This is a genomic window from Marinobacter sp. MIT930201 (assembly GCF_047122665.1).
Classification (GTDB): Bacteria; Pseudomonadota; Gammaproteobacteria; order Pseudomonadales; family Oleiphilaceae; genus Marinobacter; species Marinobacter salarius.
The window spans coordinates 1,438,700-1,465,310 of record NZ_CP138916.1; the positions used below are offsets into that span (position 1 = coordinate 1,438,700).

Consider the following 26,611-nt stretch of genomic DNA (forward strand, 5'->3'; position numbering starts at 1 on the left):
CCTCATTGCTCCACACGCCCGGCCTGCTGGAAAAGTTCCGGCCTTTCAAGCAATTTTTTCTTCAGCGATGCCCGGCAACGGTGAACCCTGGATTTCACGGTACCCACGGGTATTTCCAGTACGCAAGCGATTTCTTCCTGACTCCAGCCATCCACATCGTGCAACAACATGAGTGTGCGCAGCTCCGGTGAGAGCTCCTGAATGACAGAGTCCATGACGGGTTTCAGGCGTTCAGCGCTGATCTGTTCGGACAGTTCCGGCACATCCGAGGCGTAGGAGTCAAGGAAGCTGGCCTGTTGATCCGGTTCGACCACGTCACTCACGGGCCTATCCGCACGGCGGCCCTTGCGGCGCACCTGGTCAATAAAGTGACGGTACAGGACCCGATTAAGCCACGGACGAAGCTGCTCAATGCCCTCTAACTCTTCAAGGCGGGGATAAAGTTTGACCACCACATCCTGCACCAGGTCCTCAGCATCATGCTGCTGGCCCGACAACCGGAAAGCAAAACGGTACATCGCCTCCAGGTTGGGCTGGACCAGCTGCTCAAAGCGTGCGGGCTTTGCAGCCCTCCTGAAAGGTATTAACGCCAAAATACTAACCCTTGGACATCCATTTAAATCGGCTTTTAACGGAGCGAGCTGAGCTCACCTGCTGATGCGAAACGTCAATATGTACACTCTGTAATACGCCAACCCGGAACTTTTGGCGGAACCCGAGCGTTGTACCCCCACGCATCGGGTTCCGCAAGAGGGTAACGGAAGCCGGCTATCATACCAACAAAGTTGGGCAACGAGCTCACCGAAAAAGTACCGGAGATAACTTATGAACCATGCATTGATCAAAGGTTTTGGCATTACCGCACTGGCTGCAGCCATTGCTGCCTGTGGAGGAAGCGGTAGCGACAGCAGTGACGGTGAGGCAACCGGCACTGCCTCGTTTGGCGTAACAGATGCCCCAACCGCGCAGTTCTCAGAAGTCATTATTACTTTCACAGGACTTTCCGTGAAACCGGCCGATGGTGAAGCCTTGGTGTTTACCTTTGATGAGCCCAAGACACTGGACCTTCTGACCCTCCAGGGCGGTAACCAGGCGCCGCTACTGGAAGATGAGGAGCTCCCCGCAGGTGACTACGAGTGGATCCGATTGGCCCTGGATGTCGACAACTCCTATGTCTCAGAAGAGGGTGGCGGTCGCAAAACACTGTTCATCCCCTCCGGAGCTCAGACCGGCCTGAAGCTCGTCAGCGGATTTGGTATCGCCCAAGGTGGCGACCACAACTTTACCGTGGACTTCGACGTTCGTAAGTCAATCGTAGACCCTCAGGGTGGGCAGGCTGATTACTACCTCAAACCGGCGCTGCGTCTGATTGACAATCTGGAAGTGGGCTCCATCAGCGGCCAGGTGGATTACGCTCTCATCAACTCCACCCGCCTGAACGACGAGACGCTCGCAGACTGCGCCTATGAAGGTTCTGCGTACATATACGAAGGCGCGGATGTAACACCAACCGACCTAAACGTGAACGAAGAAGGTGGACCGCTAATGGTCGTGCCGGTGACGGCTAACGAGAATGACGGCCTGTACAGTTACACCGCTGCGTTCCTGACCGCGGGGAACTACACCGTCAGTTACTCCTGCCAGTTGGATGACAACGAGATGTCCGATGCGCTGGAGTTCGACGGCACACAGAACGTAACCGTGGAAGCCAGTACGGAGGCGCAAGCGGAAACCATCCCACTAGCCCCGTAAGCAACGCTGATTGGCAACCCAAAGCCCCACCGGACTTCCGCTGGGGCTTTTCTCGCTTACAGGCTTGCCGCCCGGGCTTCCGCCTGATCCGCCCCAGCCACATTCCCCCTGGCACGCCGGATATCCGCCAGCAGCAGCCATCCCGAGCGCTGCAATGACGAATTGCTGCCGGCCAAAGACAACCCTTTCAACGTGAACTGCTCCGCCGAACCCAGTTGATCCAGTGCCACGTAGGCTTGTGAGAGCTTGAAGTACACCTGCGCCGAGCGTGGGGCGATTCGCTGTGCCCGCTCCAGTTGCGCCACGGCGGCCTGGGTCTCGCCGGACGCCATCAGGCTGTCCGCCCGCTGGATAAGGCTTCGTGCTGCCGGCGACAGTGCGTCACCCTCATCCTGGTAGCTGGGGGCCGTGCGCTCTGGCTGCCGCACAGGTTGATCAGGCTGCTCGCTTTTACGCTCAACCCGCGGTTCGTCACGAGGCTCACCGGTTTGTGGCGGCTGGGGCGCCTCGTCAGGGGATGACCGATCACCGGCTGGCACATAAATGGAGCCACCGCCCGGGCCAGAGGCGCAACCGGCCACCGTCAGCGACAGAGCCAATAAACCAGCGCATGTAAACGTGTTCGATTTCATTGGAAAAGTCCTTCAAACCAGCCCCGTATCCGCCGCTCGATATTACCTCCGCAGGAAACCTTCACATCAGGCTCACTGCCGGTGATGAACGGTACGAGGCGTGCATTGTCACAATGTTCTTCTGTCAGGGCGACTTCGTCGGGATTGACCCAGAGGTACTCTACCCCATCCGGCACCACCGGCGAGAAGCCGTGCTGCGGTACCTGGCTCATAAACCGGGACCACACCGGTAAGGCGCCGGTGGCGCCTGTCAGAGACGTTGGGCCGTTGTCGTCCCTGCCAACCCAGGTCACCGCCAGCAGGTCGCCGCTGAAACCGGCGAACCAGGAATCGCGGCCATCATCGGTGGTTCCGGTCTTACCTGCAAGCGTGAGCTCTCGTGGCACGGTCCGGTACGCGGAACGCCCGGTACCTTCCTGCATGGTTTCCTGCATAACATACTGGACAAGATGTACCGCGGCGGGATCCGCTACCTGGTCCACTTTCAGGCTATAGCGAGACAGGGCCTCGCCTTCGGCATCGGTGACCTGCCGAATGGTTCTCAGGGGCGTATTGAAACCGGACGTAGCCAGCCCCTGATAGATCTGGGCGACCGTTACCGGCGTCATGGAGACTGAGCCCAACAACATTGATGGGTAGTCCGAAATACCCCCGGGAACGCCAAATCCCTGCAAGGTAGACTTCACAGCGCCGATACCCACATCCAGCCCTACACGCACAGTAGGTAGGTTATACGAGTGGGAGAGCGCCTTGTGCAGGGGCACCTCGCCGCGCTGTTCCTTATCGTAGTTTTCAGGCTCCCAGCGGCGTCCGTCGTCGAACACCAGGGAGAAGCCCTTGTCCTCGACAGGTGTGATCAGGGTATACCGATCCGGGTTCTGCAACGCCGTCAGGTATACGAACGGCTTGACCAGGGAACCGATAGGACGGCTCGCATCCACGGCGCGATTGAAACCGGCGTATTTCGGGTCACGCCCACCAACCAGGGCCAACACCTCTCCACTGTCCCGCGAGGTCACCACCATGGCGGACTCCAGCGTGGTATCGGAGCTCCCCTCCATTCGCCCGAGCATATCCTTGACGGCAAATTCCGCCGCATACTGGATCGCGGGGTTCAGGGTGGTGAAGATGCGAAGCCCCTCACTCTGCAGGTCTTCCTGCTTGTAATCCCGGGCCAGGTGACGACGAACCAGATCGATGTAGGCCGGGTACCGGTTTTCAGAGTATGAAGCCTGGTTCGTAACACCCAGCGGCTGGGCACGGGCCCTGGCGGCATCCTCTTCGCTGATAAGATCGGTTTCAGCCATCACATCAATGACCAGGTTGCGACGGGACAGGGCACGGTCCGGATGGCGTCGGGGATTATAGTAGCTCGGCCCCTTCACCAGGCCGACCAACAAGGCAATCTGATGGGCTTGAAGATCACGAATCGACTCGCCGAAGTAGAACTGGCTGGCCAGCCCGAACCCATGAATGGCCCGTGTGCCGGCCTGCCCCACGTAAACCTCGTTGACGTAGGTTTCCAGTATGTCGTTTTTCTCGTAATGGAGCTCCAGCAGCAGCGACATCAGGGCTTCGTTGCCCTTGCGCAACAAGGTTTGATCCCGGGTCAGGAAGAAGTTTTTCACCAACTGCTGGGTCAGCGTGCTGCCCCCCTGCACGATCTGCCCGGCACGGATATTGGCCAGCATTGCCCGGCCAATCGATAGCGGGGCGATCCCGACATGGTCATGGAAATTGCGGTCCTCAACGGCCAATAGCGTATCGGTGAAAAGTTCAGGTACATCCGCCAGCTGCACCAACACCCGGTCTTCCTTGTGGGCGGGATAGATACCGCCGATCTGGGCCGGTTCCAGGCGCACAATCGGCGAAGGGTCGCCCGACAGTACCCGGAAATCCTGCACCTGGTCGCTGTATATGTTGAGCGACAGGCGTCTACGAGGTTCCAGCCCGTCGGTAAACAGAAAACCCCGAGTGCTGATAATAAAGTGGCCGCCATTGCGACGATAGGTACCTGCCCGGCTGCCATCCCCGGCACGGTAGCCGGACAGCTCAAGCTCCCGCTGCAGAGCCCCCGAACTGACGCTCGCGCCGTCATACAGCTCCAGTGGTCTCGCGTAGACTCGAGAGGGCACTTCAAATCGACGGCCTTCAAAGCGGGAGGTGACCACTGCATCCAGGTAAACCATCCAACCGGCGAGCAGCACCACGCCGATAAAAAAGACGCGCAGAAACAGGCGCCAGAACCAGGGCCGGCGGGCAGACTTTCCCTTGCGGGTGTTTTTCTTGGGCGATTTCCGGGGGGAAGCAGATTTTTTCATGGCGGGATTATAACGAATCCGGGCGTCGGTACGGCAGGTCATCCGTGTGTTATTTCTGTAATCTGCCCGTTTTGCTCGTTATGATGGGGGCGATAAAAATCAACGAGTTCAAGGAACCCAAGGAGAGAGCCGTGAGCGACGCACCTTCCGACAACCTGATTCTGGCACTGCAGAATCCGGCGCTGTATGACCACCCGGTGAAAGACTTTCAGGTTATCGAAACGCACATCTCATGGGTCATCCTGACCGGCGACTATGCCTACAAAATCAAGAAGCCGATGGACTTCGGCTTTCTCGACTTCTCGACCCTGGCGCGGCGCAAGCATTTTTGCGAAGAGGAATTGCGGCTGAATCGGCGTCTCGCCAACAATCTATACCTCGACGTAGTGCCCATCACCGGCTCGACCGAGGCTCCGGCGCTCGGTGGCCAGGAGGACGCGTTCGAGTATGCCATTCGCATGCGCCAGTTCGACCAGAACGAACTGTTTGACGTGCGACAGGAAAACAGCAAACTCACGCCTGAGCTGCTCACCAGCCTCGCGCGGCAGGCCGCGGACTTCCACGACAGCCAACGACCGGTTGAATCCGGCAAACCACTGGGAACGCCGGAAGCAGTCTTCGCTGCGATGCAGGAAAACTTCGACCAGATCCGCCCGATGATTGACGATGACGTGCTCCTGCTTCAGCTCGACAACCTGGAGCAATGGACCCGCAGCACCTTTGAGCGCCAATCGGCCCTGATTTCCGAGCGCTACGAGGGCGGATTTGTACGGGAGTGCCATGGCGACCTGCACCTGGCAAATATCACGATCTATGACGGCGACGTGACAGTATTCGATTGCATCGAGTTCAGTGAGCCCTTCCGCTGGATAGACGTGATCAATGACCTGGCGTTCCTGCTGATGGACCTGGAGTCCCGCCGTGAGCCCGAGCTGGCGAACCTGGTATTGAATACCTACCTGGAGTACCGGGGTGACTTCGAGGCCCTGTCGCTGCTACCCCTCTACAAGGCCTACCGCGCCATGGTCCGCGCCAAGATTGCCCTATTCACTCTCGGCAACCCATCGCTGACCGACTCCGAGCGGGAAGGCCTGATGCAGCGCTACCGTGATTACGCCCAACTGGCGGAAGACTACAGCGCCATACCCAACCCTTATCTACTGGCCACCACCGGGCTCTCCGCCAGTGGCAAATCCTGCGTCAGTGGCTCCATGGCGGCGGAATTGGGGCTGATCCGGCTGCGCTCGGACGTGGAGCGCAAGCGACTCTTTGGCCTGGGCCCGCTGGACCAGAGCAAATCCCCGACCGGTGAGAAGCTGTACACCGAAGAAGCCAACCAGCGCACCTATGAGCGCCTGGCCGAACTGGCCGGCGCCTTGCTGACCAGCGGCCTGCCGGTCATCGTAGACTCTGCCTGCCTGAAACAGTCCGAGCGGGAGATGATGGCGGACGTGGCGGAGAGCCGGGGCATGCCGTTCGCTCTCCTGCACTGCGAAGCGCCCCTGGAAAGCCGTAAGGAATGGGCTCGCAACCGCTCAGGTGATGCCTCCGAAGCCACCGAGGAATTCCTGGAAGAACAGGAAGCCTGGCTTGAGCCTCTTACCACCGAGGAAAAAACCCACACCATTCACCTGTATACCGACCAGGAACATGTGGGGGAGGCGGTCGCAGACCGAATCCGCCAACATTTTGGCCTTCCCGGGATGTAAAGCGCCTGAAGTAACCAACTCAGGCGTCCAGAATAACCGGCACGGCCTCACCTAGCGAGATATCGCCATCCGGCCCTTGCGGGCCGGAAAGCTCCGCCCTATATGCCAGCAGCTCAACGCCGGCCGCCTTTGCCTCACGAAGCAGCACACCGTAGGCGCTGTCGATATGGTCGGCGGGCCGCACGCTGTCGATGCCGGTGTGATTGACCACAAAAAACAGCACCGCACGCTCGCCTGCCCTAGCCTGCGCCATCAGTTCCCGCAGGTGTTTCTGGCCACGGGAGGTTACGGCATCGGGGAAAAAGCCCTGCCCGTCCTCACATAGGGTCACATTTTTTACCTCAACCCAGGCATCCGGATGATGCTCGTGACCTGACAGGTGTAGATCGATCCGACTTTTCTCTGTGCCGTAACGCACTTCTGCCCTGCAGGTCTGGTAGGCGGCAAGCTCCGGAACGCCCCCATTTTCAATGGCTTCACGGGCCTGCGCGTTCGGTCGCGCCGTGTTGATGCAGGCCACCTCGCCCGGAGTAGTTTCAACCAGCTCCCAGGTATACTTCAGCTTGCGCTTGGGATTGTCACTGGTACTCAGCCATACCCGGGCATCCTGGGGCTGACACCCCAGCATGGAGCCCGTGTTGGGACAATGAGCAATGACCTCACTGCCATCCGGCAACCGGACATCAGCCAGGAACCGCTTGTAGCGCCGTATTAGCCGGCCTTCGATCAATGGTGCGGGCAACTTCATTTTGGTCTCCGTGCAAAAGTAGGCATCACAAGGCTGGCACCCCTGTGACTAATCTGCTATTTTCCGCAAATTCCCGTTTCAGGACGAATGCTTTTTCCAGGGTACAACCGGCCAGTATTCGCTGGTCGCCGGAAATATAGCGTTCTTGCGAAGTACAAACATGAGGCCGGGTTCAATGGCAAATACTGCAGAACAACCACGCGAACGTTTTACCAACTTCACCCCTTATGAAATGAAGAAGGGTGAAGACTACATGAGTGCGGAAATGCTGGAGCACTTCAAGAATCTGTTGCTGCAATGGAAGCAGGAACTGATGGAAGAAGTGGACCGCACGATGCACCATATGCAGGAAGACGCGGCAAATTACGCGGATCCCAGTGACCGTGCAACCCAGGAAGAGGAATTCAGCCTGGAGTTGAGAACACGTGATCGCGAACGCAAACTGATCAAGAAGATTGACCAGACCATCGACCGCATCGACAAGGACGACTACGGCTTCTGCGACCAGTGCGGCGTTGAGATCGGTATCCGTCGCCTCGAGGCACGGCCAACCGCGACATTGTGCATCGACTGCAAGACCCTCGCTGAAATTCGCGAGCGCCAGACTGGCATCTGATCCCAGGCCTTTGAGTATGCCGGCTCCCGAACCCGGGGCCGGTATTCGCCAGCCATGACTGATTCCCATTATCGCGGCCGATTTGCGCCGTCTCCAACCGGGCCTCTGCATTTTGGCTCCCTGGTCACCGCGGTTGCCAGCTACCTGGAGGCTCGTAGTCACAATGGCGCCTGGCTGGTGCGGATCGAAGACCTTGACCCTCTACGGGAATCCCCCGAAGCCACCCAGCGTATATTGGAGAGCCTGGACGCCCACGGCCTGCACTCTGACGAACCAGTGCGCTTTCAGTCAGAGCGCCACGCCCACTACCGCACATTGATCGACCAGTTACTCCATCAAGGGCTGGCCTATCGCTGTGCCTGTTCACGAAAGCAACTGCGGGAAAATGATGGGCGCCATCCGGAGCACTGTCGTGAAGGGAAGGCCGAACCGGGAGAACGTCCGTTCGCTGTCCGCTTTGCCCTTCACGAAGAGCGCAGCGAGTGGCACGACCAATTACTGGGCCCGCAACTGCAGAAGATACACGCCGAACTGGACGATCCGGTTATCCTGCGAAAGGAAGGCTTCTACGCCTACCAACTGGCGGTGGTTGCCGACGACATCGACCAGGAAATCAGCCACGTCGTCAGGGGCTCCGACCTGTTGGACATGACCGCACAGCAACAGCAGATCTATCGTTCACTGAGCACTCCACCACCTCACTGGATGCACATTCCGGTTATTCTCAACGCCGATGGTCAGAAGCTTAGCAAGCAAAACCACGCACCAGCCCTGGATGACCGGAAAGCGAAAGACAACCTGAAACAGGCCCTCGCCGCATTAGGACAGGATCAACGTTTGTTGGCAGGGGCATCAGACATCGGTACCCTGCTTGCCCGGGCCGCAGCCAACTGGGCGCCGGAGCGGATTCACCTGACAGCCCGGTGAACGACGTGTTATAAACCTTTTCACAAGCGACAGTGCGGATATCATGCCTGATGTATATCTACCGTCTGGTCTTCCTTCTGGTTCTGGCCATCTACATATTCTCTCCCAACATTCTTGACTGGTGGACGTCACCTGGGAATGCCTGGTACAGCCCCTACGTAATCTGGGCCGGCCTGATTGCCATCGGCTTCTGGCTGGAATGGCGACGGGATCCCAATGAGTTTTAGCGCACCCAGCCTATTACTGGCCAGCCTGTTATACCTGGTCCTGCTCTTCGGTATTGCGTGGGTGACCGAAAAAGGCGCGCTGCCCCGCAGCTGGATCAGACACCCCCTTGTCTACACGCTTAGTCTTGGCGTCTACGCCGGCATCTGGGCCGTATACGCCGCGGTAGGCATGGCCGCTGAATCTGGGTTTGGCTTCCTGGCCTACTACCTGGGCATCAGCGGTGCCTTTCTGCTGGCGCCGGTTCTGCTCAACCCGGTGATGCGGATTGGCCGCGCCTATCAGCTCACTTCTCTTGCCGACCTGTTCGCCTACCGGTATCGAAGCCAGTGGGCGGGCACGCTGGTGACCATCTGTTCCGGCACCGCCATACTGGCCCTGCTGAGCATGCAGATCCAGGCGGTATCCACGTCTGCCAGCCTGTTAGCGCCGGACACGTCGCCCCAACTCATCAGTGTGCTTTTCAGCATTATCGTGGTTTTGTTTGCCATGCTGTTCGGCACCCGTCGCAGTCAGGGTTCCGAGAATCACCAGGGCCTGGTTTTAGCCATTGCCTTTGACTCCCTGGTGAAACTCTTTTCCCTGCTGACCCTTGGTGGAGTCATCCTGTTTGGCGTATTCGATGGCATGTCGGGGCTGGAAACCTGGTTGGCGGACCAGAGCACCCCGGTGAGCACTATGACCATGAGCATTGACGACGGCAGTTGGCGTGCCTTGATGCTGATGTCTTTCGCCGGCGCCCTGGTGCTTCCCCACATGTACCACATGACGTTCAGTGAGAATCCGTCGCCCAAGGCCCTTGCAAAGGCGAGCTGGGGATTGCCCCTTTACCTGCTGCTGCTCGGCCTGCCGATCCCTCTGATTCTCTGGGGGGGCCAGGCGCTGGCCGCCACCACGGGACCGAACTTCTACGCCATCGGCACCGCCCAGGCCCTCGGCAGTCCAGCGCTGACATTGATGATGTACATTGCCGGCCTGTCCGCCGCCAGCGGCCTGATGATCGTCAGCACCCTGGCACTGGCGGGCATGGTACTGAACCACGCGGTGCTTCCATTACGGACCCCCAAGGACCACGGTGACATCTACCACTGGCTGAAGTGGGTCAAGCGCCTGCTCATCGCCGCCATCATCTTCACCGCGCTGCTGTTCCATGAAACCCTGGGTAAGAACCTGGACCTGTCGATCCTTGGTGCCATTTCACTATCAGGCATGCTTCAGTTGCTTCCCGGTGCCCTCGGTGTGATCTATTGGCCCGAAGGCAATCGCCGTGGCCTGATCGCCGGACTGATCTCCGGCCTGGTCATTTGGGTGGTTACCCTGGTGTTGCCGTTCTCCCATACCGCCAACCTGCTGGATTTCATCGGGGCTCCCCTAGTGCCGGACTACAGCAACTGGCACATCTTCACCTTCGTTAGCCTGACGGTGAATGTCACCATATTCACCCTGATTTCAGTACTGAGCACCAGTTCCGCCGAAGAAACCGGAGCTGCCCAGGCTTGCTCCCTGGGCGCACTTTCCCGCCCCCAGCGCAGGGAGTTGCTGGCAACCTCATCCGCGGACTTCACCCGCCAGCTCGCGGTTCCGTTGGGGCTGGGAGTTGCAAGACGGGAAGTCGAAAAAGCCCTTACCCAGCTCAAACTACCCAACGTTGAATATCGGCCTTATCAACTTCGGCGCTTGCGCGACCGCGTGGAAGTAAACCTTTCAGGATTGCTGGGCCCCGCCGTCGCCCGTGATCTGGTCAAACGGCACCTGGGCTACAAACCCATGGCCAGCGGCGGCACCGCACAGGATATACGCTATGTCGAACGAGCCCTGGGGGATTACCAGAACCGCCTGACCGGGCTGGCTGGGGAACTCGACAACCTGCGGCGCCATTACCGTCAAACCCTTCAGAACCTCCCCATTCCCGCCTGCTCTGTGGGTGACGACGGCGAGATACTCATGTGGAACAACGCCATGGAAGCCCTCACCGGCATCACGGCTGACGACGTGGTCGGTGCCCGACTGATGGCCCTGCCCGAGCACTGGCATCTGCTGCTGGACGACTTCAACAGCGGTGAGGACCTGCACCGGTACAAACACCGCCTGGACCTGAAAGGCCGCCCCCACTGGCTCAATCTGCACAAGGCAGCCTTGAGTGGCCCCGATCACACCGAAGGTGGCAGCATCATCCTGGTGGAAGACCAGACGGAAACCCGCCTGCTGGAAGACGAACTGATGCACAGCGAGCGGCTGGCCTCCGTAGGCCGACTGGCCGCCGGTGTCGCCCACGAAATCGGTAACCCGGTCACTGGCATCTCCTCCCTGGCCCAGAACCTGAAGCTGGAAACCGACGACCCGGACATTCTGTCCACGGCGGATCAGATACAGCAGCAAACCCGGAGGATTTCCACCATCCTGCAGTCGCTGATGAACTTTGCCCGTACCGGAAACCATGCTCACGCCAACCGCTACGAGCCGGTGGATATACAGCGCTGCGTAAACGAATCCATCAACCTGCTCTCCCTCAGTGACAAGGGCATGGGCATTCATTACCGTAATGAATGCCCGGATGAGCTGACCATCCTGGGGGATGAACAACGGCTGGTGCAGGTGTTTATCAACCTGCTGGCGAACGCCCGGGACGCCTCGCCCATTGGTGGAGAAGTGCGTATCAGTGGAAACCGCGACGGCTACTCCGCTATTATCGAGGTCACCGACGAAGGGTCCGGCATACCGAAAGATCAGTTGGACCATATCTTCGAGCCTTTTTACACCACCAAGGCCCCCAATAAGGGAACAGGCCTGGGCCTGTCACTGGTGTACAGCATCATCGAAGAACACTACGGCAACATTCAAGTGGACAGCCCAGCTGGCGATAACTCCAGCCGGGGAACCTGTGTGCGCATGAGGTTGCCGGCCTACGAGCCGGACACCGGAATCACCACCAGCCAGAACGAAGGGTCGTAAACGCGTTATGCCTCGCATTCTGATTGTAGAAGACGAAGAGATTATCCGTTCAGCGGTTCGCAAGCTGCTCCAGCACGCCGGTTATGAGGTTGCCGACGCCGGCTCCGTGGAAGAAGCCGAAGACAACCACGACCCCAGCGATTTCGACCTGATCATCTCCGATCTTCGGCTGCCCGGCGCAGCCGGGACGGAGCTGATACGGCGCGCACCGGACACCCCGGTATTGATCATGACCAGCTACGCCAGTCTCCGCTCTGCCGTGGATTCAATGAAGATGGGTGCCGTGGAGTACATTGCCAAACCCTTCGACCACGATGAAATGCTGGAAGCCGTAGAGGGCATTCTCGCCAGAAAACCCCAGACTTCACCCTCTGCTCAGCCATCATCGGAGCAGGCAGATGCGGGTGCACCGGACAGCGACCCGGCCAGCATTATGTTCGGTCACTGCGATGCCATGCAGAAGGTGTTCACCCTGATACGCAAGGTGGCACCGACGGAAACCACGGTGCTGATCCAGGGCGAATCCGGGACTGGCAAAGAACTGGCTGCTCGTGCGCTTCACCTGATGAGCCCCCGGGCCGCCAGACCGCTTATTTCCGTAAACTGCGCCGCCATCCCGGAAAGTCTGATCGAGTCAGAGCTGTTCGGTCATGAAAAGGGGTCATTTACCGGGGCGGTATCGGCCCGGACCGGCCTGATCGAAGCGGCCGACGGCGGCAGCCTGTTCCTGGACGAAATCGGCGAATTGCCCGCCGAGGCCCAGGCCCGTCTGCTACGAGTGTTGCAGGAAGGCGAGATTCGCAAGGTGGGCTCCACCCAGAGCCGCCAGGTGGATGTGCGAATGATTGCTGCCACTCACCGTAACCTGAAGGCTATGACACGGACGGGTGGGTTCCGCGAAGACCTGTTTTACCGACTGAACGTCATGCAGGTTCGCATACCGCCGCTGCGGGAGAGACAGTCGGATATTCTTGGCCTGGCCCAGCGATTCCTGCAACGCCAGGGCGAGAAAATGAACAAACCCGGCCTGAACCTGACACCAGAGGCCATGCGCGCGCTGGAACGACACCGCTGGCCCGGCAACGTCAGGGAGCTGGAAAATGCCATCGAGCGCGCCACCATCCTCTGCGACAACGACCTGATCACCCCGTCACTGCTGGATCTGGACGGTGAAGGTGGCGATGTCAGCATTCCCGAAACCCTGGTGGACGGCAACAACGAGCAGGCGCCCTCCCGGGAAGCCGAGGCCACCAGTGATCTCTCCCTTGAGGATTATTTCCAACACTTTGTGCTGGAAAACCAGGATCGCATGAGTGAAACCGAGCTGGCCCAAAAGCTGGGGATCAGCCGTAAATCTCTGTGGGAGAGGCGGCAACGCCTGGGCATCCCACGAAAGAAAAGTTCGGGGAACTGATACTTTTCCGGTACCCCTCAACAAGCATTGTTACCGGGAAAGTGTGAACCTGAGCTCAGTTGTTACCCAGTGTTCCTGACGGTAACACCCCAGATCTAAAAAACGCGACCTCAGTAACACTTAAGTCTTACGATCCACCTTCTCAAATAGACCGATAATACTAACCTACTGTTAATAAACAGTTTTCAAAAACTGGCACACGGACTGCAGTCTATAGGGCGCACAACAACAAAAACAACAGTGACAACGCAGCGCCAACAACAAGAACAAAAAGCTGTAGAAGACGTTCGGTAACAAAAACAAAAACAGAACGTGAGCGAACTGAGTGTTTTGGGTACTTTGCTTTTTAGTGGTCCCACGGCACGTGCGAGTTGTAGATGTAGAGAAGAATCGTCTTCCAGGCGGCACTGCATTTACCCAATGACTTGCCCGATGTCTCTGACTGCTCTGTGTATTCAAAGCTTTCCGTTTGCACTCCTGGAATCCCTGAACTTGGGGATTGACAGTGGGGTAGAAAAACGAAGAAAAATCCCGGTAAAAACAAAAACAATGCAGATCGTCAACGCTTTCAGGGCGGGTTCGTGTAAACGAATCCGCCTTTTGATTATCTGGCCCAACCATTTTTCAAACCGACCATTTACGCCCTTCCTTTGGTTGTTTTCACCAGCTTGTGTCGCCAAACGTGTGCAAATCCCGTCCAAACCGTTAAACTCTCGCTTTTGCTCAGCGCAATAACGGAATTCAATGCTTAAACGACTATTGTCATACGTGTCAGGAAACGGGAAGAAAAAAGCCCGAACCTATCAACGTCAGGATATACCCCGGGACCAGCATAACGTCTCCCGCTCATTCATCAGCGAGCCCGCCAAGAAAGTGCTCAGCCGGCTGAACAATGCCGGTTACGAAGCGTATCTGGTGGGCGGTGGTGTTCGCGACATACTGCTTGGCGGCAAACCCAAGGATTTTGATATCGCCACCAACGCCACGCCGGAAGAGGTGCATGACCTGTTCCGCAACTCCAGGCTGATTGGCCGGCGCTTCCGCATTGTTCACGTCCTGTTCGGCCGGGAAGTCATTGAGGTCACCACCTTTCGCGGAAATGCGGCAGAAGCGCAGGAAGATGACGACGACGATGACCGCAGAACCAGCGAGCATGGCCTGCTGCTGCGGGATAACGTCTACGGCAATCTGGAAGAAGACGCCTTGCGCAGGGACTTCACCGTGAATGCCCTCTATTACTGCATCCGCGACTTCACCGTGGTGGATTTCGCAAACGGCATTGAAGACCTGGAAAACCGTCAGATGCGCCTGATTGGTGACCCGGAAACCCGCTACCGGGAAGACCCGGTACGTATGCTCCGCGCCGTACGCTTCGCCGCCAAGCTGGGCTTCGATATCGAACCCGACACCGAAGCCCCGATCCGGGAACTGGCACCACTGCTCACGCACATTCCGCCAGCTCGCCTGTTCGAAGAAGTGCTTAAGCTGTTCTCCGCAGGTTTCGGTGAAGCCACTTACGACCTGCTCAGCGAATACAACCTGCTGGCGCCTTTGTTCCCGGAGACGGTGCAGGCCATCAACAACGGCGAGCCGGATGAACTGATCCGCAAGGCCCTGCGAAATACCGATGCCCGCATCGCTCAGGGCAAGTCAGTAACGCCCTACTTCCTGTTTGCGGCCATGCTCTGGCCAGCCCTGCAGGCGGAATGGCGGAAACGCCAGGATAATGGGGAGCCGGTACAACCGGCATTGCACATGGCCATCGCCAAGGTGATCGGCCGACAGGTTCAGGCCACCTCGATCCCCAAGCGCTTCTCCGGCCCGATGAAGGAGATCTGGGAACTGCAGATGCGCCTGCCACGTCGCCAGGGTAAGCGCGCATTCGCCACCATGTCCCACCCCCGCTTCCGGGCCGCCTATGACTTCCTGCTGGTAAGGGAAGCCTCGGGCGAAATCGAACCCGGACTGGGCCAGTGGTGGACGGAATTCCAGGAAACGGACGAGCGCGGCCAGGAACGTATGTTGACACAACTGGGCAGTGACGGCCCCAAGAAACGCCGCCGCAAGAAGCCCGCAAAAAAGGCCTGACCAATGACGGCCACGGATGTTTTTATCGGGCTCGGCAGCAATCAGGCTGACCCTTCCGCGCAACTGGCCGGTGCCGTGGCCCGGCTGGCTGCGCTGTCGGAAACTGAACTGGTGGCCCAGTCCCCTTTTTATCGCAGTAAGCCGGTGGGCCCGCAGGACCAGCCCGATTTCGTAAACGGCGCAGCCTGGTTACGCACGGAACTTTCCGCCCTGGAACTGCTCGACCAGCTACAGGCCATTGAACAGGCTCATGGCCGCGAACGCATACAGCACTGGGGGCCGAGAACCCTGGATCTGGACCTGCTCCTCTATGGCAATGAAACCATCGCCAGCGAACGCCTGACCGTACCCCACGCCGAACTCGCCAACCGCGACTTTGTCTTGCAGCCGTTACTGGACCTGGAGCCCGGACTGGCACTGCCAGACGGCCGCACCATCGCGCAACTGCGACAACAATGCCCTGACAACAACCTGCAAAAACTCAATCCGGTGGAACGGGCACCTTTCCCGCCCGGCTGAGACCAACGGCTTGGCGTGCGGCTATTGCCACAAACACACCCCCGGATTACCCTAAAGGCCTGGATGCCGGCATACACCCGGCCCGGTCTGGCCCATCCACCCACAAGGCAAGGATTCTATGGCTGTTACCATCAATACTCTGCGCGATTACAAGCAGAAGGGCGAAGCTTTCTCCGTTCTGACATCCTACGATGCCACCTTTGCTCAAATCGTCAGTGAGGCCGGCGTTGATGTTATCCTGATTGGCGACTCTCTTGGCATGGTGCTTCAGGGGCACGACAGCACACTCCCCGTGACCATGGATCAGATGGTGTACCACGTGTCGTCCGTAGCCAAAGGCAACCGGGGCTCGCTGATCATGGCCGACATGCCGTTCATGACCTACGGTACCACCGAGGCCGCCCTGGAGAACGCCGCCGAGCTGATGCGCGCCGGTGCTCACATGGTCAAGCTGGAAGGCACCGACTGGATGAAAGACACCATCCACGCCCTGAGCGAACGCGGCGTGCCGGTATGCGCCCATCTGGGCCTGACCCCGCAATTCGTCAACAAGTTTGGCGGCTACAAGGTCCAGGGTCGGGACGAAAAGCACGCCGAACTGATGATTGAACACGCCTGTGAACTGGTGGCCGCCGGGGCCGATGTCATCCTGCTGGAATGCGTACCTGCGCCGCTGGCGGCCAGGATCACCCAGGCCGTACAAGCGCCGGTGATCGGCATTGGTGCTGGCGCAGACACCGACGGCCAGGTACTGGTTGTCCACGATATGCTGGGCATGGTCACCGGCCGAAAAGCGCGCTTCGTAAAGGATTTCCTGGCGGAGTCCGGTTCTGTCAAAGGCGCCATCGAAGCCTATGTGGCCGCTGTTCGCGACCGCTCATTCCCCGCCGAGGAGCATACGTTCAAGGCATGAGAACCGTACATACGCTTAAAGAACTCCGTGCCATGCTGCGCAGCTATCGCCAGCAAGGGAAACGTATTGGACTGGTTCCCACCATGGGCAACCTGCATGACGGGCATATTTCATTGGTCAGAAAAGCCCGTGAAGCAGCCGACATTGTCGTGACCAGTATTTTCGTGAACCCGATGCAGTTCGGCGCCACGGAAGACCTGGACACCTATCCCCGCACACTGATTGAAGATCAGGAACGGCTTGAGGCTGCAGGCAGCACCCTGGTGTTCGCCCCTTCCAATGAAGAGATCTATCCCGAGGGACTGGCCCGGCACACCCGCATTGTTGTTCCGGAAGTCAGTGAGGGCCATTGCGGCGCCAGTCGTCCCGGACATTTCGAGGGCGTAGCCACGGTGGTTACCATGCTGTTCAACATGGTGCAGCCGGATATCGCGGTATTTGGCGAGAAGGATTACCAACAGTTGGCCGTGATTCGCAAACTGACTCAGGACCTGATGATACCGGTGGAAGTCATCGGCGGCCCGACCATTCGCGAAGAGGACGGCCTGGCGAAGAGCTCTCGCAATGGATTTCTCACGGAGGATGAACGCGCCTCTGCGCCGGCCGTCTATCAGACGCTGAAAAATACCGCAGAACAAATTCATAAAGGTCGGACCGATTTTACAATGCTGTCCCAGGAGGCCAATGATGCCCTCAGTAAAGCGGGGCTACGGCCAGATTACTTCAACATCGCCAACAGCCAGACCCTGAAACCGGCCAGCGCCGACGACACCGAACTGACTCTACTGGTGGCAGCGTTTCTGGGCACCACACGGCTGATCGACAATCTGTCGATTACCCGCTGATCCGACACCCACTGACAGAAAGGATTCCACAATGTCCCAGGGCTCTGTACCACTCACCAGCCGGCCCGAGTGGCAGGCGCTGAAGACACATCAGGCGGAACTGGAAAGCACCCATATGAGGGAGCTTTTCAGCGGCGACCCGGACCGGGCCAGCCGTTTTTTCATTCGCGGCGGCGGCCTGTCGCTGGATTACTCCCGCAACCGCATGACCGATGACACCCTGGCAAAGCTGATGGCATTGGCCAGGGTATGTGGTGTACCGGAGCGAATCGAAGCCATGTTTCGTGGCGACCACATCAATGTCACTGAAAAGCGCCCGGCACTGCACATCGCCCTGCGGGACACCAGCGGCGCTTCCATCCACGTTGACGGCACCGACATCGCACCGGAAGTGGAACGCACGCTGAATCGCATGGCGCAGTTCGTAGACGACGTGCTTAGCAAGCGCTGGCAGGGACATACCGGCAAGGCCTTTACGGATGTGGTCAGTATTGGCATTGGCGGCTCCTTCCTCGGCCCCAAACTGGTATCAGAAGCCCTTCGCCCCTACTGGCACGGCCAGCTGAAGAGCCACTACGTCGCCAACATCGACGGCACCCAGATGGCCGAGGTACTGCGCCGGGTCAACCCGGAAACCACCCTGTTCCTGATCCAGTCCAAATCCTTCCGTACCCAGGAAACTCTGGAGAACAGCAAGGTGGCCCGGGACTGGTTCCTGGACAACGGCGGTAGCGAAGACCAGATCGCGAAGCACTTCGTTGCGGTTACCGCCAATACGCCGGAAGCCGTTAACTTCGGCATCTCCGAAGACAACATCTTCCCGATGTGGGACTGGGTGGGCGGACGCTACTCACTGTGGTCTGCCATCGGCCTGCCCGTGGCACTGACCATCGGCATGGAGAATTTCCGTGCCCTGCTCTCCGGCGCCAATGCCATGGACCAACATTTCCATACTGCGCCACTGGAGCAGAACCTGCCTGTGGTCATAGCCATGCTGGGGGTCTGGTACAACAACTTCTGGGGCGCGGAAACCTACACCATCCTGCCCTACGACCATTACCTCCGCAGCCTGCCCGCGCACCTGCAACAACTGGACATGGAAAGTAACGGCAAGAGCGTGACCCAGGGCGGTGAGCCGCTAACTTACCAAAGCGGCCCGGTGATCTGGGGCGGCGTGGGAGCCAACGGCCAACACGCCTTCCACCAACTACTGCATCAAGGCACACGCCTGATTCCGGCGGACTTCATTATTCCTCTGGAGACCCACAACCCGGTCGCCAGTCACCACGTTACGCTGTTTGCCAACTGCCTGAGCCAGTCACGAGCTCTGATGTCCGGCAAGACCCTGGACGAAGCCAAAGCGGAACTGAAAGCCGAAGGCATGAGCTCTGGAGAGATCGACAAACTGGCGCCTCACAAGGTGATTCCCGGCAACAAACCCAGCAATACCCTGCTGATGGAGAAATCGACGCCGGAAACCGTCGGCGCGCTGATCGCTCTCTATGAACACCGTACCTTTGTGCAGGGCATTATCTGGGATGTGGATTCGTTCGATCAGTGGGGCGTGGAACTGGGGAAACAGATGGGCAAGGGCATACTGGACCGCCTGACCGGCGATACTGCCGAAGGCGACGAGGCCATCGACAGCTCAACGGCCAGCCTGATCCAGATATACCGCTCACATCACGGGGCGTAAAGTCCCTTTATCGGGCAGCGGCCTGCGAGATGCGCCGGCCCCGCCAGGTAAAGTCCACCGGCCACAATTTCTGGTCACGGTCATAGGCCTGCCACAGCGCCTGGTAACGCTCGCCGCAGACCGGATGAACGGCGGTCGGCGCAATTTCCGCCAGTGGCAACAGCACGAAGGCGTTTTTCAGGATCTCGCCCCGGGGCAGCTCGACACCATCGACCCGGCCCACCTCGTGATCGTAGGTGAGAATATCCAGGTCCAGTGTTCGGGGACTGAACTTTGGCACATCCCGCCGTCGACCATTGTCCGCCTCAAGTTGCTTGAAGCGGGCCGACAGCTCGGCCACGCTCAGGTCGGTATCGACGCCCACCACCAGATTGTAGAAGGGCGAGCCATCAAAACCGACCGACTCGCTCTCGTAGACAGATGAGATAAGCGGTTCGTCAAACCAGCCAGCCAGTGCATCCAGCGCCGCAGTGATATAGCGCTCGCGGTCAATGTTACTACCGATACTGATATACACCCGCGCCATCAGAGGCTCCCCCGTTCAATCCTTACACCCACGGCTGCTGCAGCCGGAACGGCGCCTGGCTTACGAAGGGTCAACTTGACCCAGCGCACGTTGAATTCACTCTGTAGCAAACCGGCAATGCCTTCCGCAGCGGTTTCCAGCAATTGGGGGCGAGCCTCGACAAGGTAGTCTGAGACCCGCTCACTGACCAAAGCGTAGTTCAGAGCATCACTGACATCATCCGACGCCGCCGGTGCCCTGTTATCCCAGGCCATCTCCAGGTCTACCAACAGTCGCTGACTGACTTCCCGCTCCCAGTCGTACACGCCGATGATTGCCTCAACGGCCAGACCTTCGATCAGTACACTATCTGTCAACGGAGGCACTCCCGGGCTTACACTCTTTGCTGATTGAATAACGCGCAGGCAGCGGATACTGTGTAAAATCTGACCTGCTTCGTCGCGGGGCCGGCATTTTCTCACAAATGACCAGTACGCGTCTTTGCGTCTTTTTCACTTTGCCAATGATCGCCACCGATGAGCTATCTGAGTGACCCGGTACTGACCGTTCTACTGTGCGCCCTGGCCTACCTGGCGGGCTCGATGCTGTTTGCACTGCCGGTCTGTCGCGCCTGGCATCTTCCAGACCCACGCGCCCAGGGCTCCGGGAACCCCGGCGCCACCAATGTCTACCGTACCGGCGGATGGCCGCCAGCGGCACTGACGTTATTCCTGGATGCCGCCAAGGGCTGGCTTCCGGTGTGGTTTGCCCACCAGGCAGACCTGACCATCCTTTCCCAGGCCATTGTGGCGCTGTGCGCGGTGACCGGGCACATGATTCCGTTGTTCTATCGATTCAAGGGTGGAAAAGGCGTGGCGACGGCACTGGGCGCCGGGCTTGCGCTGGCTCCAGCGACCACGCTTCTACTCGCCGCCATCTGGGCCCTGGTGATGTGGCGCTGGAAAATTTCGGCGCTGGCTTCGATTGTGGCCATTGTCAGCGGCCCCATCATCAGTGCCCTGATCGAACCCGACACCCTGCCACTGTTCGGCCTGCTGGCCATCCTGATTGTGGTACGTCACCGCAACAATCTAATCCGTATGGCCCAGGGCCGGGAACCGGGCTTCTAGTCCACCAGCCCATTCGTCCGTGGTTCGCCAACCGGTGGCAGTGTATTCATCGGCCAGCGCGGCACTGCCACAATTCGATCGCCATCCTGCTGGCCTGAGTTCATACGCTGACAACCCGCGTAAGCAATCATGGCGCCATTATCCGTACAGAACTCAGGGCGTGCGTAGAACACGGCGGCACGAAGTTTCTCAGTCATTTTCTCAAGCCCGGCACGCAACCGCTTATTGGCGCTAACGCCGCCGGCAATCACCAAGCGCTTGCAACCGGTCTGCTCCAGGGCACGGCGACATTTGATGGTCAGTGTATCCACCACCGCTGCCTCGAAGGCCAGGGCAATATCGGCTCGGGTCTCGTCATCCAGCCCCCCAGCACGTTCTGCCGCAGTTACCGTATTGAGGGTAAACGTCTTCAAGCCACTAAAACTGAAATCCAGCCCCGGCCGGTCTGTCATCGGGCGCGGGAACCGATACCGGCCAGACGTGCCCTTTTCAGCCAGCGCCGCCACCCTGGGCCCGCCGGGATAATCCAGCCCCAGCATCTTGGCGGTTTTATCGAAGGCCTCGCCGGCGGCATCGTCCACAGACTCACCCAGCATTTCATACTCGCCAATGCCCTTAACCAGCACTAACTGGGTATGGCCGCCGGAAACCAGCAGGGCAACAAAAGGAAACGCCGGGGGATTGTCTTCCAGCATTGGCGCCAACAGATGACCCTCCATGTGATGGACACCCAGCACCGGCACACCCAGAGCAAATCCCAGGGCATGGGCCACAGAACCACCTACCATCAGCGCTCCCACCAGACCGGGACCGGCGGTGTAGGCAATGCCTTCGATATCAGCGCGAACCCTGCCGGCATCGGCAAGCACCTGATCACACAGCGGCAGCAGTTTGCGGACATGGTCGCGGGAGGCCAGCTCCGGCACCACACCGCCGTAATCCGCGTGCATATCAATCTGGCTGAACAACGCATGCGCCAGCAGCCCGCGTTCGCTGTCATAGAGGGCAACGCCGGTTTCATCACAGGAGGTTTCAATACCGAGAATCAGCATAAATAAGGGCCACAACTCCGGACTGGTGAACATCAGCGGAGCATTTTAGCAGAAACCCGAAACCCTCCGTCAGTTTCATCGAACAAACATTGACCTCGGCCATGGGCAGGCGCTATCATTGCCGGCCTTAAATACGCACTGGTCGAGTTTTAGCCAATCTGACCAGGTATCGAGTCGATCTGACAGACCGGTCGATCAGACAAAACAGAAACCGAATCAATCAGGTAGGTGATTTTCGAATGCCAGCTGTTAAAGTGAAAGAGAATGAACCGTTTGACGTAGCCCTTCGTCGCTTCAAGCGCTCCTGCGAGAAAGCAGGCGTTCTGTCGGAAGTACGTCGCCGTGAGCACTACGAGAAGCCGACAGCCGTGCGCAAGCGCAAGGCAGCCGCAGCCGTCAAGCGTCATCTCAAGAAGCTTCAGCGGGAACAGCGCAAGTTCGAGCGTCTGTACTAAGCTTTACCGGACGCCGCTTGACTGCAAGCCTATAATCGCCTGTATAGCCGCAGGTTGCACAGAGCGATACCAAAATGCCGCCGAGGCCTGGCTTCGGCGGCATTTTTGGCTGTACTTCCAGGCCCGGCACTTTCCGCGCGACCGGAGACATCATGAGTGGACTGATCCCGCAACGCTTTGTTGAAGACCTGCTCGACCGGATAGACCTGGCGGAGCTGATCGGATCACGTATCACCCTGAAAAAGGCCGGCGGCAACTACAAGGCCCGCTGCCCCTTCCATGATGAGAAAACGCCGTCTTTCAACGTTCGGCCGGACAAGGGCTTTTACCACTGTTTTGGCTGTGGCGCCCACGGCGATGCCATCAGCTTTGTCCGCGAGTTCGATGGCCTGGGCTTTACCGACGCGGTAGAGGAACTGGCCCGCCGAGCCGGCATGGAAGTGCCCTACGACCAGAGCGCGCGCCAGGAAATGCAGCAGGCGCGAACACTGACGGACGCCCTGGATTACGCCAGCCGCTTCTATCAGTCCGCCCTGAAGGGCCAACAAGGTGAATTCGCCCGGGACTACCTCAAACAGAGAGGCCTGGACGACAGCATTATTGAACAGTACCAGCTGGGCTACGCCCCTGGCACCGGCACCGCCCTGTTCGATAGCGCCAGCAAGGACCTGCAGGGGCCATTGGTTGAAACCGGCACGGTCTCCGACAAGTATGGCCGGCCACGGGATCTGTTCCGCAACCGGGTGATGTTTCCGATCCGCAACAGTCGCGGTCGGACCATTGCGTTCGGCGGGCGCACACTGGGTGATGACAAGGCCAAGTACATCAACTCTCCGGAGTCTGATGTGTTCCATAAAAGCCGCGAAATCTACGGCCTTTATGAAGCCAAACAGTCGATCCGCCAACTCGACAGGCTGCTGGTGGTGGAAGGCTACATGGATGTCATTGCGCTCGCGCAGAACGGCATCCACTTTGCCGTGGCCACGCTGGGCACAGCCACGAACCAGGACAGCCTGTCGGCACTGCTGAAGCAGGTACGGCATCTGGTGTTCTGTTTTGACGGCGACCAGGCCGGTTACCGGGCGGCCGACAAGGCCCTGGAGAATGCTCTGGAATTGCTGACCGACGGCCTTCATCTGCAGTTCCTGATGATGCCGGACGGTGAAGACCCGGACACACTGGTGCGCAAGGAGGGCCCCGACGCGTTCCAGGAACGCATCAACGGCGCCACGCCCCTGTCTCGCTACCTGTTCAACCGGCAAAGCGAAGGGCTGGACCTGACGCTGCCGGAAGACCGGGGTGAGCTGAAGGCACGGGTAGAACCGCTGCTGAAGAAAATGCCCAGGAGCACCCTCAGGGATGCCATGTGGCATGAAATGCTGCGGCTGTGCGGCAACAACCGGGGCGACTGGCAGAACCGCCGCCAGCCAAACGGCAAGGGCGGATACGGCGAACGCCGGGTGCAGGAACAACGGATTGACGTAAAACTCAGCAAGGATACCCAGCTTTGTCTGGCCCTGCTTGAAGCGCCGGACATGGCCAGCGAAATTGCTGAACTTTGCCGCAGCAGCCGCCAATACCGGCAGGCAGGCCAGTTCGCCGGCTGGATCCTGGAGCACGCCATCAAAGACCGGCGCTCCCTGGTCCGCGAACTGGCAACGGATAACCGCGCCAGAGAACAGTTTTACAGCCTGTTCGATGGCATTGAACACATCCCCGCACGGGAACAGACCCTGGCTGGCGCCAGGGAAATGCTTAACCCGAACCGGGAAGTGGCGCGCAAGCAGCGGTTGGCGTCTCTGCTATCGGAAAAGCGTAGCCTGGCAGACCTTAGCGCTGAAGAGCGGCAGGAGCTGAAGGCACTGACCGGACAGAATGACGACTGACCAGCGCCAGGAAACAGAGCCGGCGGGCCAAAAAACGCAATAACTGCCGCCGGAAACGGCACTGCACTTGAAACTTGCAGTATTGATCACCATCTAACCATCCGGTGGCAGAGCAACCGCGCGACAGCTATAATGGCTGTTTCACTTTTTTCCTTTTACCAGCGAGTTCACAGGGTGTCTATGTCAGGCAATTCGCAGAAATCACGTCTTAAAGACCTCATTGCACGAGGCAAGGAACAAGGTTACCTGACTTACGCCGAGGTAAACGACCACCTCCCGGAAGACATTGCTGACCCGGACCAGGTCGAAGACATCATTCGCATGATCAACGACATGGGCATCCAGGTGTCTGAAGTGGCACCGGACGCAGACACGCTGCTGATGACCGACGGCGACTCCACCGCTGACGAAGCAGCGGCCGCTGAAGCCGCTGCGGCACTCGCAGCCGTGGAATCCGACGCTGGCCGCACCACGGACCCGGTCCGCATGTACATGCGCGAAATGGGCACCGTGGAGCTGCTGACCCGCGAAGGCGAAATTGTCATTGCCAAGCGCATCGAGGAAGGTATCCGCGATGTCATGGCCGCCGTGGCCCACTTTCCCGGCATCACCGGTACCGTTATCCAGGCCTACGACCGCATCATCGAGAACGAAGGCCGCCTCAGCGACATCGTCTCCGGCTTCCTCGACCCCGACGGCGCCGAGCCGTTCATGGAGGAAGACACTACCCCGGACACGTCCAGCACCTCGGACGATTCATCCGACGACGATAATGACGATGACGACAGCGAAGAAGAAACCGAAAGCGGTCCGGATCCGGAAGAAACCCGTCTACGTTTTGAGCTGCTGAAAGAAAAGCTCGATGCCGCCGACGCAAGCCTGGCCAAACACGGCCGCGGCCACAAGAAAACCCAGGAAGCCCTGAACGAACTGGGCCAGGTATTTGCCCCGTTCAAGCTGGGCAACAAGGCGTTTGACGAACTGGTGAACGTCGTTCGCTCCACCAACGATCTGGTGCGGGAGAACGAGCGGGCGATCATGAAAATCTGCGTACGCGAGTGCAAGATGCCGCGTAAGGATTTCATCAAGTCGTTCCCCGGTAACGAAACCAGCCTGGACTGGGCCGAGAAGATGTCCAAGGGCAAAAAGCCCTATGCACCGCTGATTGCTGAGCGCATCGACGAAATTGTCCGCCTGCAGAAGCGCATTGCCAATATCCAGACCGAAGTGGACCTGGACGTTTCCGACATCAAGGAAATCAACCGCCGCGTTTCCATCGGCGAAGCCAAGGCCCGCCGTGCCAAGAAGGAAATGGTGGAAGCCAACCTGCGTCTGGTTATCTCCATTGCCAAGAAGTACACCAACCGCGGCCTGCAGTTCCTCGATCTGATTCAGGAAGGCAACATCGGCCTGATGAAGGCGGTCGACAAATTCGAGTATCGCCGTGGCTACAAGTTCTCCACCTACGCCACCTGGTGGATTCGTCAGGCCATCACCCGCTCCATCGCGGACCAGGCACGCACCATCCGCATTCCGGTGCACATGATCGAAACCATCAACAAGCTCAACCGCATCTCCCGTCAGATGCTGCAGGAGATGGGCCGCGAGCCCACGCCGGAAGAGCTGGGCGAGCGCATGGAAATGCCCGAGGACAAGATCCGCAAGGTACTGAAGATCGCCAAGGAACCGATCTCCATGGAAACCCCGATCGGTGATGACGAAGACAGCCACCTGGGCGACTTCATTGAAGATATCCAGGCCCTGTCACCTGTTGACTCCGCTACCGCTGAAGGCCTGCGCGAAGCTACCCGCTCCGTGCTCTCCGGCCTGACCGCGCGCGAGTCCAAGGTGCTGCGCATGCGCTTCGGTATCGAAATGAACACCGACCACACCCTGGAAGAAGTGGGCAAGCAGTTTGACGTAACCCGCGAGCGAATCCGCCAGATCGAAGCCAAGGCCCTGCGCAAACTGCGCCATCCTTCCCGCTCCGATCACCTGCGCGGCTTCATTGACGATCAGGGCAACGGATAACACCACAACAGTAGCGGGCGCCATCCCTCACCGGTATAATGGCGCCCGCTTTGTTGCTCCCGCCCGGAAGCGACACCCCAAAAAGCAAACCTTTAAGCAGCATCCGCTGAAAAAGGGCCTATAGCTCAGTTGGTTAGAGCAGAGGACTCATAATCCTTTGGTCCCTGGTTCGAGTCCAGGTGGGCCCACCATTCC

General features: G+C 58.9%; 23 protein-coding genes and 1 tRNA gene. 17 read left to right on the forward strand and 7 right to left on the reverse strand.

Annotated elements, in window-relative coordinates:
* Positions 1–2 precede the first annotated feature (2 nt).
* Positions 3–518 carry an RNA polymerase sigma factor gene (locus SIC19_RS06720; protein WP_036203271.1) on the reverse strand — a complete coding sequence of 172 codons (516 nt, stop codon included), beginning with the start codon at positions 516–518 and terminating at the stop codon, positions 3–5.
* A gap of 307 nt (positions 519–825) precedes the next feature.
* On the opposite strand from SIC19_RS06720, the gene SIC19_RS06725 reads away from it, so the two are divergent.
* A complete protein-coding gene (locus SIC19_RS06725) occupies positions 826–1,752 on the forward strand; it encodes a DUF4382 domain-containing protein (RefSeq protein ID WP_036203268.1) in 927 nt (308 codons plus the stop codon).
* A gap of 56 nt (positions 1,753–1,808) precedes the next feature.
* Here SIC19_RS06725 and SIC19_RS06730 read toward each other — a convergent pair whose 3' ends face one another.
* A complete protein-coding gene (locus SIC19_RS06730; RefSeq protein ID WP_127402099.1) occupies positions 1,809–2,384 on the reverse strand; it encodes a tetratricopeptide repeat protein in 576 nt (191 codons plus the stop codon).
* Positions 2,381–4,705: a penicillin-binding protein 1B gene (mrcB, locus tag SIC19_RS06735; RefSeq protein ID WP_289601067.1), complete on the reverse strand. Its 2,325-nt coding sequence runs from the start codon at positions 4,703–4,705 to the stop codon at positions 2,381–2,383. The genes SIC19_RS06730 and mrcB overlap by 4 nt, the downstream gene beginning before the upstream one ends.
* Positions 4,706–4,785: 80 nt before the next feature.
* Here mrcB and SIC19_RS06740 point away from each other — a divergent pair, with 80 nt between their 5' ends.
* Positions 4,786–6,414 carry an AAA family ATPase gene (locus SIC19_RS06740; RefSeq protein ID WP_228712276.1) on the forward strand — a complete coding sequence of 543 codons (1,629 nt, stop codon included), beginning with the start codon at positions 4,786–4,788 and terminating at the stop codon, positions 6,412–6,414.
* A gap of 19 nt (positions 6,415–6,433) precedes the next feature.
* On the opposite strand, the gene sfsA is transcribed toward SIC19_RS06740, so the two are convergent.
* A complete protein-coding gene (gene sfsA, locus SIC19_RS06745) occupies positions 6,434–7,162 on the reverse strand; it encodes a DNA/RNA nuclease SfsA (protein WP_075195706.1) in 729 nt (242 codons plus the stop codon).
* Positions 7,163–7,337: 175 nt separating this feature from the next.
* Between sfsA and dksA the strand changes: the two genes are divergently transcribed.
* The 10 genes from dksA (at position 7,338) to pgi (ending at position 19,357) form a co-directional block, all read left to right on the forward strand.
* Positions 7,338–7,778 carry an RNA polymerase-binding protein DksA gene (gene dksA / locus SIC19_RS06750; RefSeq protein WP_075195707.1) on the forward strand — a complete coding sequence of 147 codons (441 nt, stop codon included), beginning with the start codon at positions 7,338–7,340 and terminating at the stop codon, positions 7,776–7,778.
* 54 nt (positions 7,779–7,832) lie between these two features.
* The gene (gluQRS, locus tag SIC19_RS06755; protein ID WP_075195708.1) at positions 7,833–8,705 is read left to right on the forward strand and encodes a tRNA glutamyl-Q(34) synthetase GluQRS; all 873 of its coding nucleotides are present in this window, start codon (positions 7,833–7,835) and stop codon (positions 8,703–8,705) included.
* Between the two features lie 50 nt (positions 8,706–8,755).
* Entirely contained in the window at positions 8,756–8,932 is a 177-nt protein-coding gene (locus tag SIC19_RS06760) for a hypothetical protein (protein WP_007153470.1), read from the forward strand.
* A complete protein-coding gene (locus tag SIC19_RS06765; RefSeq protein WP_075195709.1) occupies positions 8,922–11,882 on the forward strand; it encodes an ATP-binding protein in 2,961 nt (986 codons plus the stop codon). The genes SIC19_RS06760 and SIC19_RS06765 overlap by 11 nt, the downstream gene beginning before the upstream one ends.
* Before the next feature lie 7 nt (positions 11,883–11,889).
* Positions 11,890–13,296: a sigma-54-dependent transcriptional regulator gene (locus tag SIC19_RS06770; RefSeq protein WP_075195710.1), complete on the forward strand. Its 1,407-nt coding sequence runs from the start codon at positions 11,890–11,892 to the stop codon at positions 13,294–13,296.
* Positions 13,297–14,040: 744 nt separating this feature from the next.
* Positions 14,041–15,384: a polynucleotide adenylyltransferase PcnB gene (pcnB, locus tag SIC19_RS06775; protein ID WP_041332651.1), complete on the forward strand. Its 1,344-nt coding sequence runs from the start codon at positions 14,041–14,043 to the stop codon at positions 15,382–15,384.
* A 3-nt stretch (positions 15,385–15,387) separates the two neighbouring features.
* Positions 15,388–15,903: a 2-amino-4-hydroxy-6-hydroxymethyldihydropteridine diphosphokinase gene (gene folK / locus SIC19_RS06780; protein WP_036203230.1), complete on the forward strand. Its 516-nt coding sequence runs from the start codon at positions 15,388–15,390 to the stop codon at positions 15,901–15,903.
* Positions 15,904–16,021: 118 nt separating this feature from the next.
* A complete protein-coding gene (gene panB, locus SIC19_RS06785) occupies positions 16,022–16,816 on the forward strand; it encodes a 3-methyl-2-oxobutanoate hydroxymethyltransferase (protein WP_289601041.1) in 795 nt (264 codons plus the stop codon).
* Positions 16,813–17,661 carry a pantoate--beta-alanine ligase gene (gene panC, locus SIC19_RS06790; protein ID WP_289601040.1) on the forward strand — a complete coding sequence of 283 codons (849 nt, stop codon included), beginning with the start codon at positions 16,813–16,815 and terminating at the stop codon, positions 17,659–17,661. The genes panB and panC overlap by 4 nt, the downstream gene beginning before the upstream one ends.
* 31 nt (positions 17,662–17,692) lie before the next feature.
* Positions 17,693–19,357: a glucose-6-phosphate isomerase gene (gene pgi / locus SIC19_RS06795; protein ID WP_289601039.1), complete on the forward strand. Its 1,665-nt coding sequence runs from the start codon at positions 17,693–17,695 to the stop codon at positions 19,355–19,357.
* Between the two features lie 7 nt (positions 19,358–19,364).
* Here the strand turns inward: pgi and folK (SIC19_RS06800) are convergent, their stop codons facing one another.
* On the reverse strand, positions 19,365–19,883 hold the full coding sequence (gene folK / locus SIC19_RS06800) for a 2-amino-4-hydroxy-6-hydroxymethyldihydropteridine diphosphokinase (RefSeq protein ID WP_075195712.1): 519 nt from the start codon (positions 19,881–19,883) through the stop codon (positions 19,365–19,367).
* Entirely contained in the window at positions 19,883–20,239 is a 357-nt protein-coding gene (folB, locus tag SIC19_RS06805; protein ID WP_075195713.1) for a dihydroneopterin aldolase, read from the reverse strand. The genes folK (SIC19_RS06800) and folB overlap by 1 nt, the downstream gene beginning before the upstream one ends.
* A 159-nt stretch (positions 20,240–20,398) precedes the next feature.
* On the opposite strand from folB, the gene plsY reads away from it, so the two are divergent.
* Complete coding sequence (gene plsY / locus SIC19_RS06810; RefSeq protein WP_075195714.1) at positions 20,399–20,992, forward strand: glycerol-3-phosphate 1-O-acyltransferase PlsY; 594 nt, start codon at positions 20,399–20,401, stop codon at positions 20,990–20,992.
* Here plsY and tsaD read toward each other — a convergent pair.
* Positions 20,989–22,044, reverse strand: coding sequence for a tRNA (adenosine(37)-N6)-threonylcarbamoyltransferase complex transferase subunit TsaD (tsaD, locus tag SIC19_RS06815; protein ID WP_075195728.1), 1,056 nt, complete (start codon positions 22,042–22,044; stop codon positions 20,989–20,991). The two genes, plsY and tsaD, sit on opposite strands and share 4 nt — an antisense overlap.
* Positions 22,045–22,283: 239 nt before the next feature.
* Between tsaD and rpsU the strand changes: the two genes are divergently transcribed.
* The 4 genes from rpsU to SIC19_RS06835 all read left to right on the forward strand — a co-directional run bounded on the left by rpsU (position 22,284) and on the right by SIC19_RS06835 (position 26,607).
* A complete protein-coding gene (rpsU, locus tag SIC19_RS06820) occupies positions 22,284–22,499 on the forward strand; it encodes a 30S ribosomal protein S21 (protein WP_007153483.1) in 216 nt (71 codons plus the stop codon).
* A 152-nt stretch (positions 22,500–22,651) separates the two neighbouring features.
* Complete coding sequence (gene dnaG, locus SIC19_RS06825; RefSeq protein ID WP_036203211.1) at positions 22,652–24,385, forward strand: DNA primase; 1,734 nt, start codon at positions 22,652–22,654, stop codon at positions 24,383–24,385.
* Between the two features lie 180 nt (positions 24,386–24,565).
* The gene (rpoD, locus tag SIC19_RS06830) at positions 24,566–26,416 is read left to right on the forward strand and encodes an RNA polymerase sigma factor RpoD (protein ID WP_075195716.1); all 1,851 of its coding nucleotides are present in this window, start codon (positions 24,566–24,568) and stop codon (positions 26,414–26,416) included.
* 114 nt (positions 26,417–26,530) lie between these two features.
* Positions 26,531–26,607: transfer RNA gene (locus SIC19_RS06835), tRNA-Ile, on the forward strand.
* Positions 26,608–26,611 lie beyond the last annotated feature (4 nt).

Excerpts from the sequence above, each read along its gene's own strand:
- SIC19_RS06720 (WP_036203271.1), bottom strand. The coding sequence starts at position 518 with ATGTACCGTTTTGCTTTCCGGTTGTCGGGCCAGCAGCATGATGCTGAG.
- SIC19_RS06725 (WP_036203268.1), top strand. The coding sequence starts at position 826 with ATGAACCATGCATTGATCAAAGGTTTTGGCATTACCGCACTGGCTGCA.
- SIC19_RS06730 (WP_127402099.1), bottom strand. The coding sequence starts at position 2,384 with ATGAAATCGAACACGTTTACATGCGCTGGTTTATTGGCTCTGTCGCTG.
- mrcB (WP_289601067.1), bottom strand. The coding sequence starts at position 4,705 with ATGAAAAAATCTGCTTCCCCCCGGAAATCGCCCAAGAAAAACACCCGC.
- SIC19_RS06740 (WP_228712276.1), top strand. The coding sequence starts at position 4,786 with ATGATGGGGGCGATAAAAATCAACGAGTTCAAGGAACCCAAGGAGAGA.
- sfsA (WP_075195706.1), bottom strand. The coding sequence starts at position 7,162 with ATGAAGTTGCCCGCACCATTGATCGAAGGCCGGCTAATACGGCGCTAC.
- dksA (WP_075195707.1), top strand. The coding sequence starts at position 7,338 with ATGGCAAATACTGCAGAACAACCACGCGAACGTTTTACCAACTTCACC.
- gluQRS (WP_075195708.1), top strand. The coding sequence starts at position 7,833 with ATGACTGATTCCCATTATCGCGGCCGATTTGCGCCGTCTCCAACCGGG.
- SIC19_RS06760 (WP_007153470.1), top strand. The coding sequence starts at position 8,756 with ATGTATATCTACCGTCTGGTCTTCCTTCTGGTTCTGGCCATCTACATA.
- SIC19_RS06765 (WP_075195709.1), top strand. The coding sequence starts at position 8,922 with ATGAGTTTTAGCGCACCCAGCCTATTACTGGCCAGCCTGTTATACCTG.
- SIC19_RS06770 (WP_075195710.1), top strand. The coding sequence starts at position 11,890 with ATGCCTCGCATTCTGATTGTAGAAGACGAAGAGATTATCCGTTCAGCG.
- pcnB (WP_041332651.1), top strand. The coding sequence starts at position 14,041 with ATGCTTAAACGACTATTGTCATACGTGTCAGGAAACGGGAAGAAAAAA.
- folK (WP_036203230.1), top strand. The coding sequence starts at position 15,388 with ATGACGGCCACGGATGTTTTTATCGGGCTCGGCAGCAATCAGGCTGAC.
- panB (WP_289601041.1), top strand. The coding sequence starts at position 16,022 with ATGGCTGTTACCATCAATACTCTGCGCGATTACAAGCAGAAGGGCGAA.
- panC (WP_289601040.1), top strand. The coding sequence starts at position 16,813 with ATGAGAACCGTACATACGCTTAAAGAACTCCGTGCCATGCTGCGCAGC.
- pgi (WP_289601039.1), top strand. The coding sequence starts at position 17,693 with ATGTCCCAGGGCTCTGTACCACTCACCAGCCGGCCCGAGTGGCAGGCG.
- folK (WP_075195712.1), bottom strand. The coding sequence starts at position 19,883 with ATGGCGCGGGTGTATATCAGTATCGGTAGTAACATTGACCGCGAGCGC.
- plsY (WP_075195714.1), top strand. The coding sequence starts at position 20,399 with ATGAGCTATCTGAGTGACCCGGTACTGACCGTTCTACTGTGCGCCCTG.
- tsaD (WP_075195728.1), bottom strand. The coding sequence starts at position 22,044 with ATGCTGATTCTCGGTATTGAAACCTCCTGTGATGAAACCGGCGTTGCC.
- rpsU (WP_007153483.1), top strand. The coding sequence starts at position 22,284 with ATGCCAGCTGTTAAAGTGAAAGAGAATGAACCGTTTGACGTAGCCCTT.
- dnaG (WP_036203211.1), top strand. The coding sequence starts at position 22,652 with ATGAGTGGACTGATCCCGCAACGCTTTGTTGAAGACCTGCTCGACCGG.
- rpoD (WP_075195716.1), top strand. The coding sequence starts at position 24,566 with ATGTCAGGCAATTCGCAGAAATCACGTCTTAAAGACCTCATTGCACGA.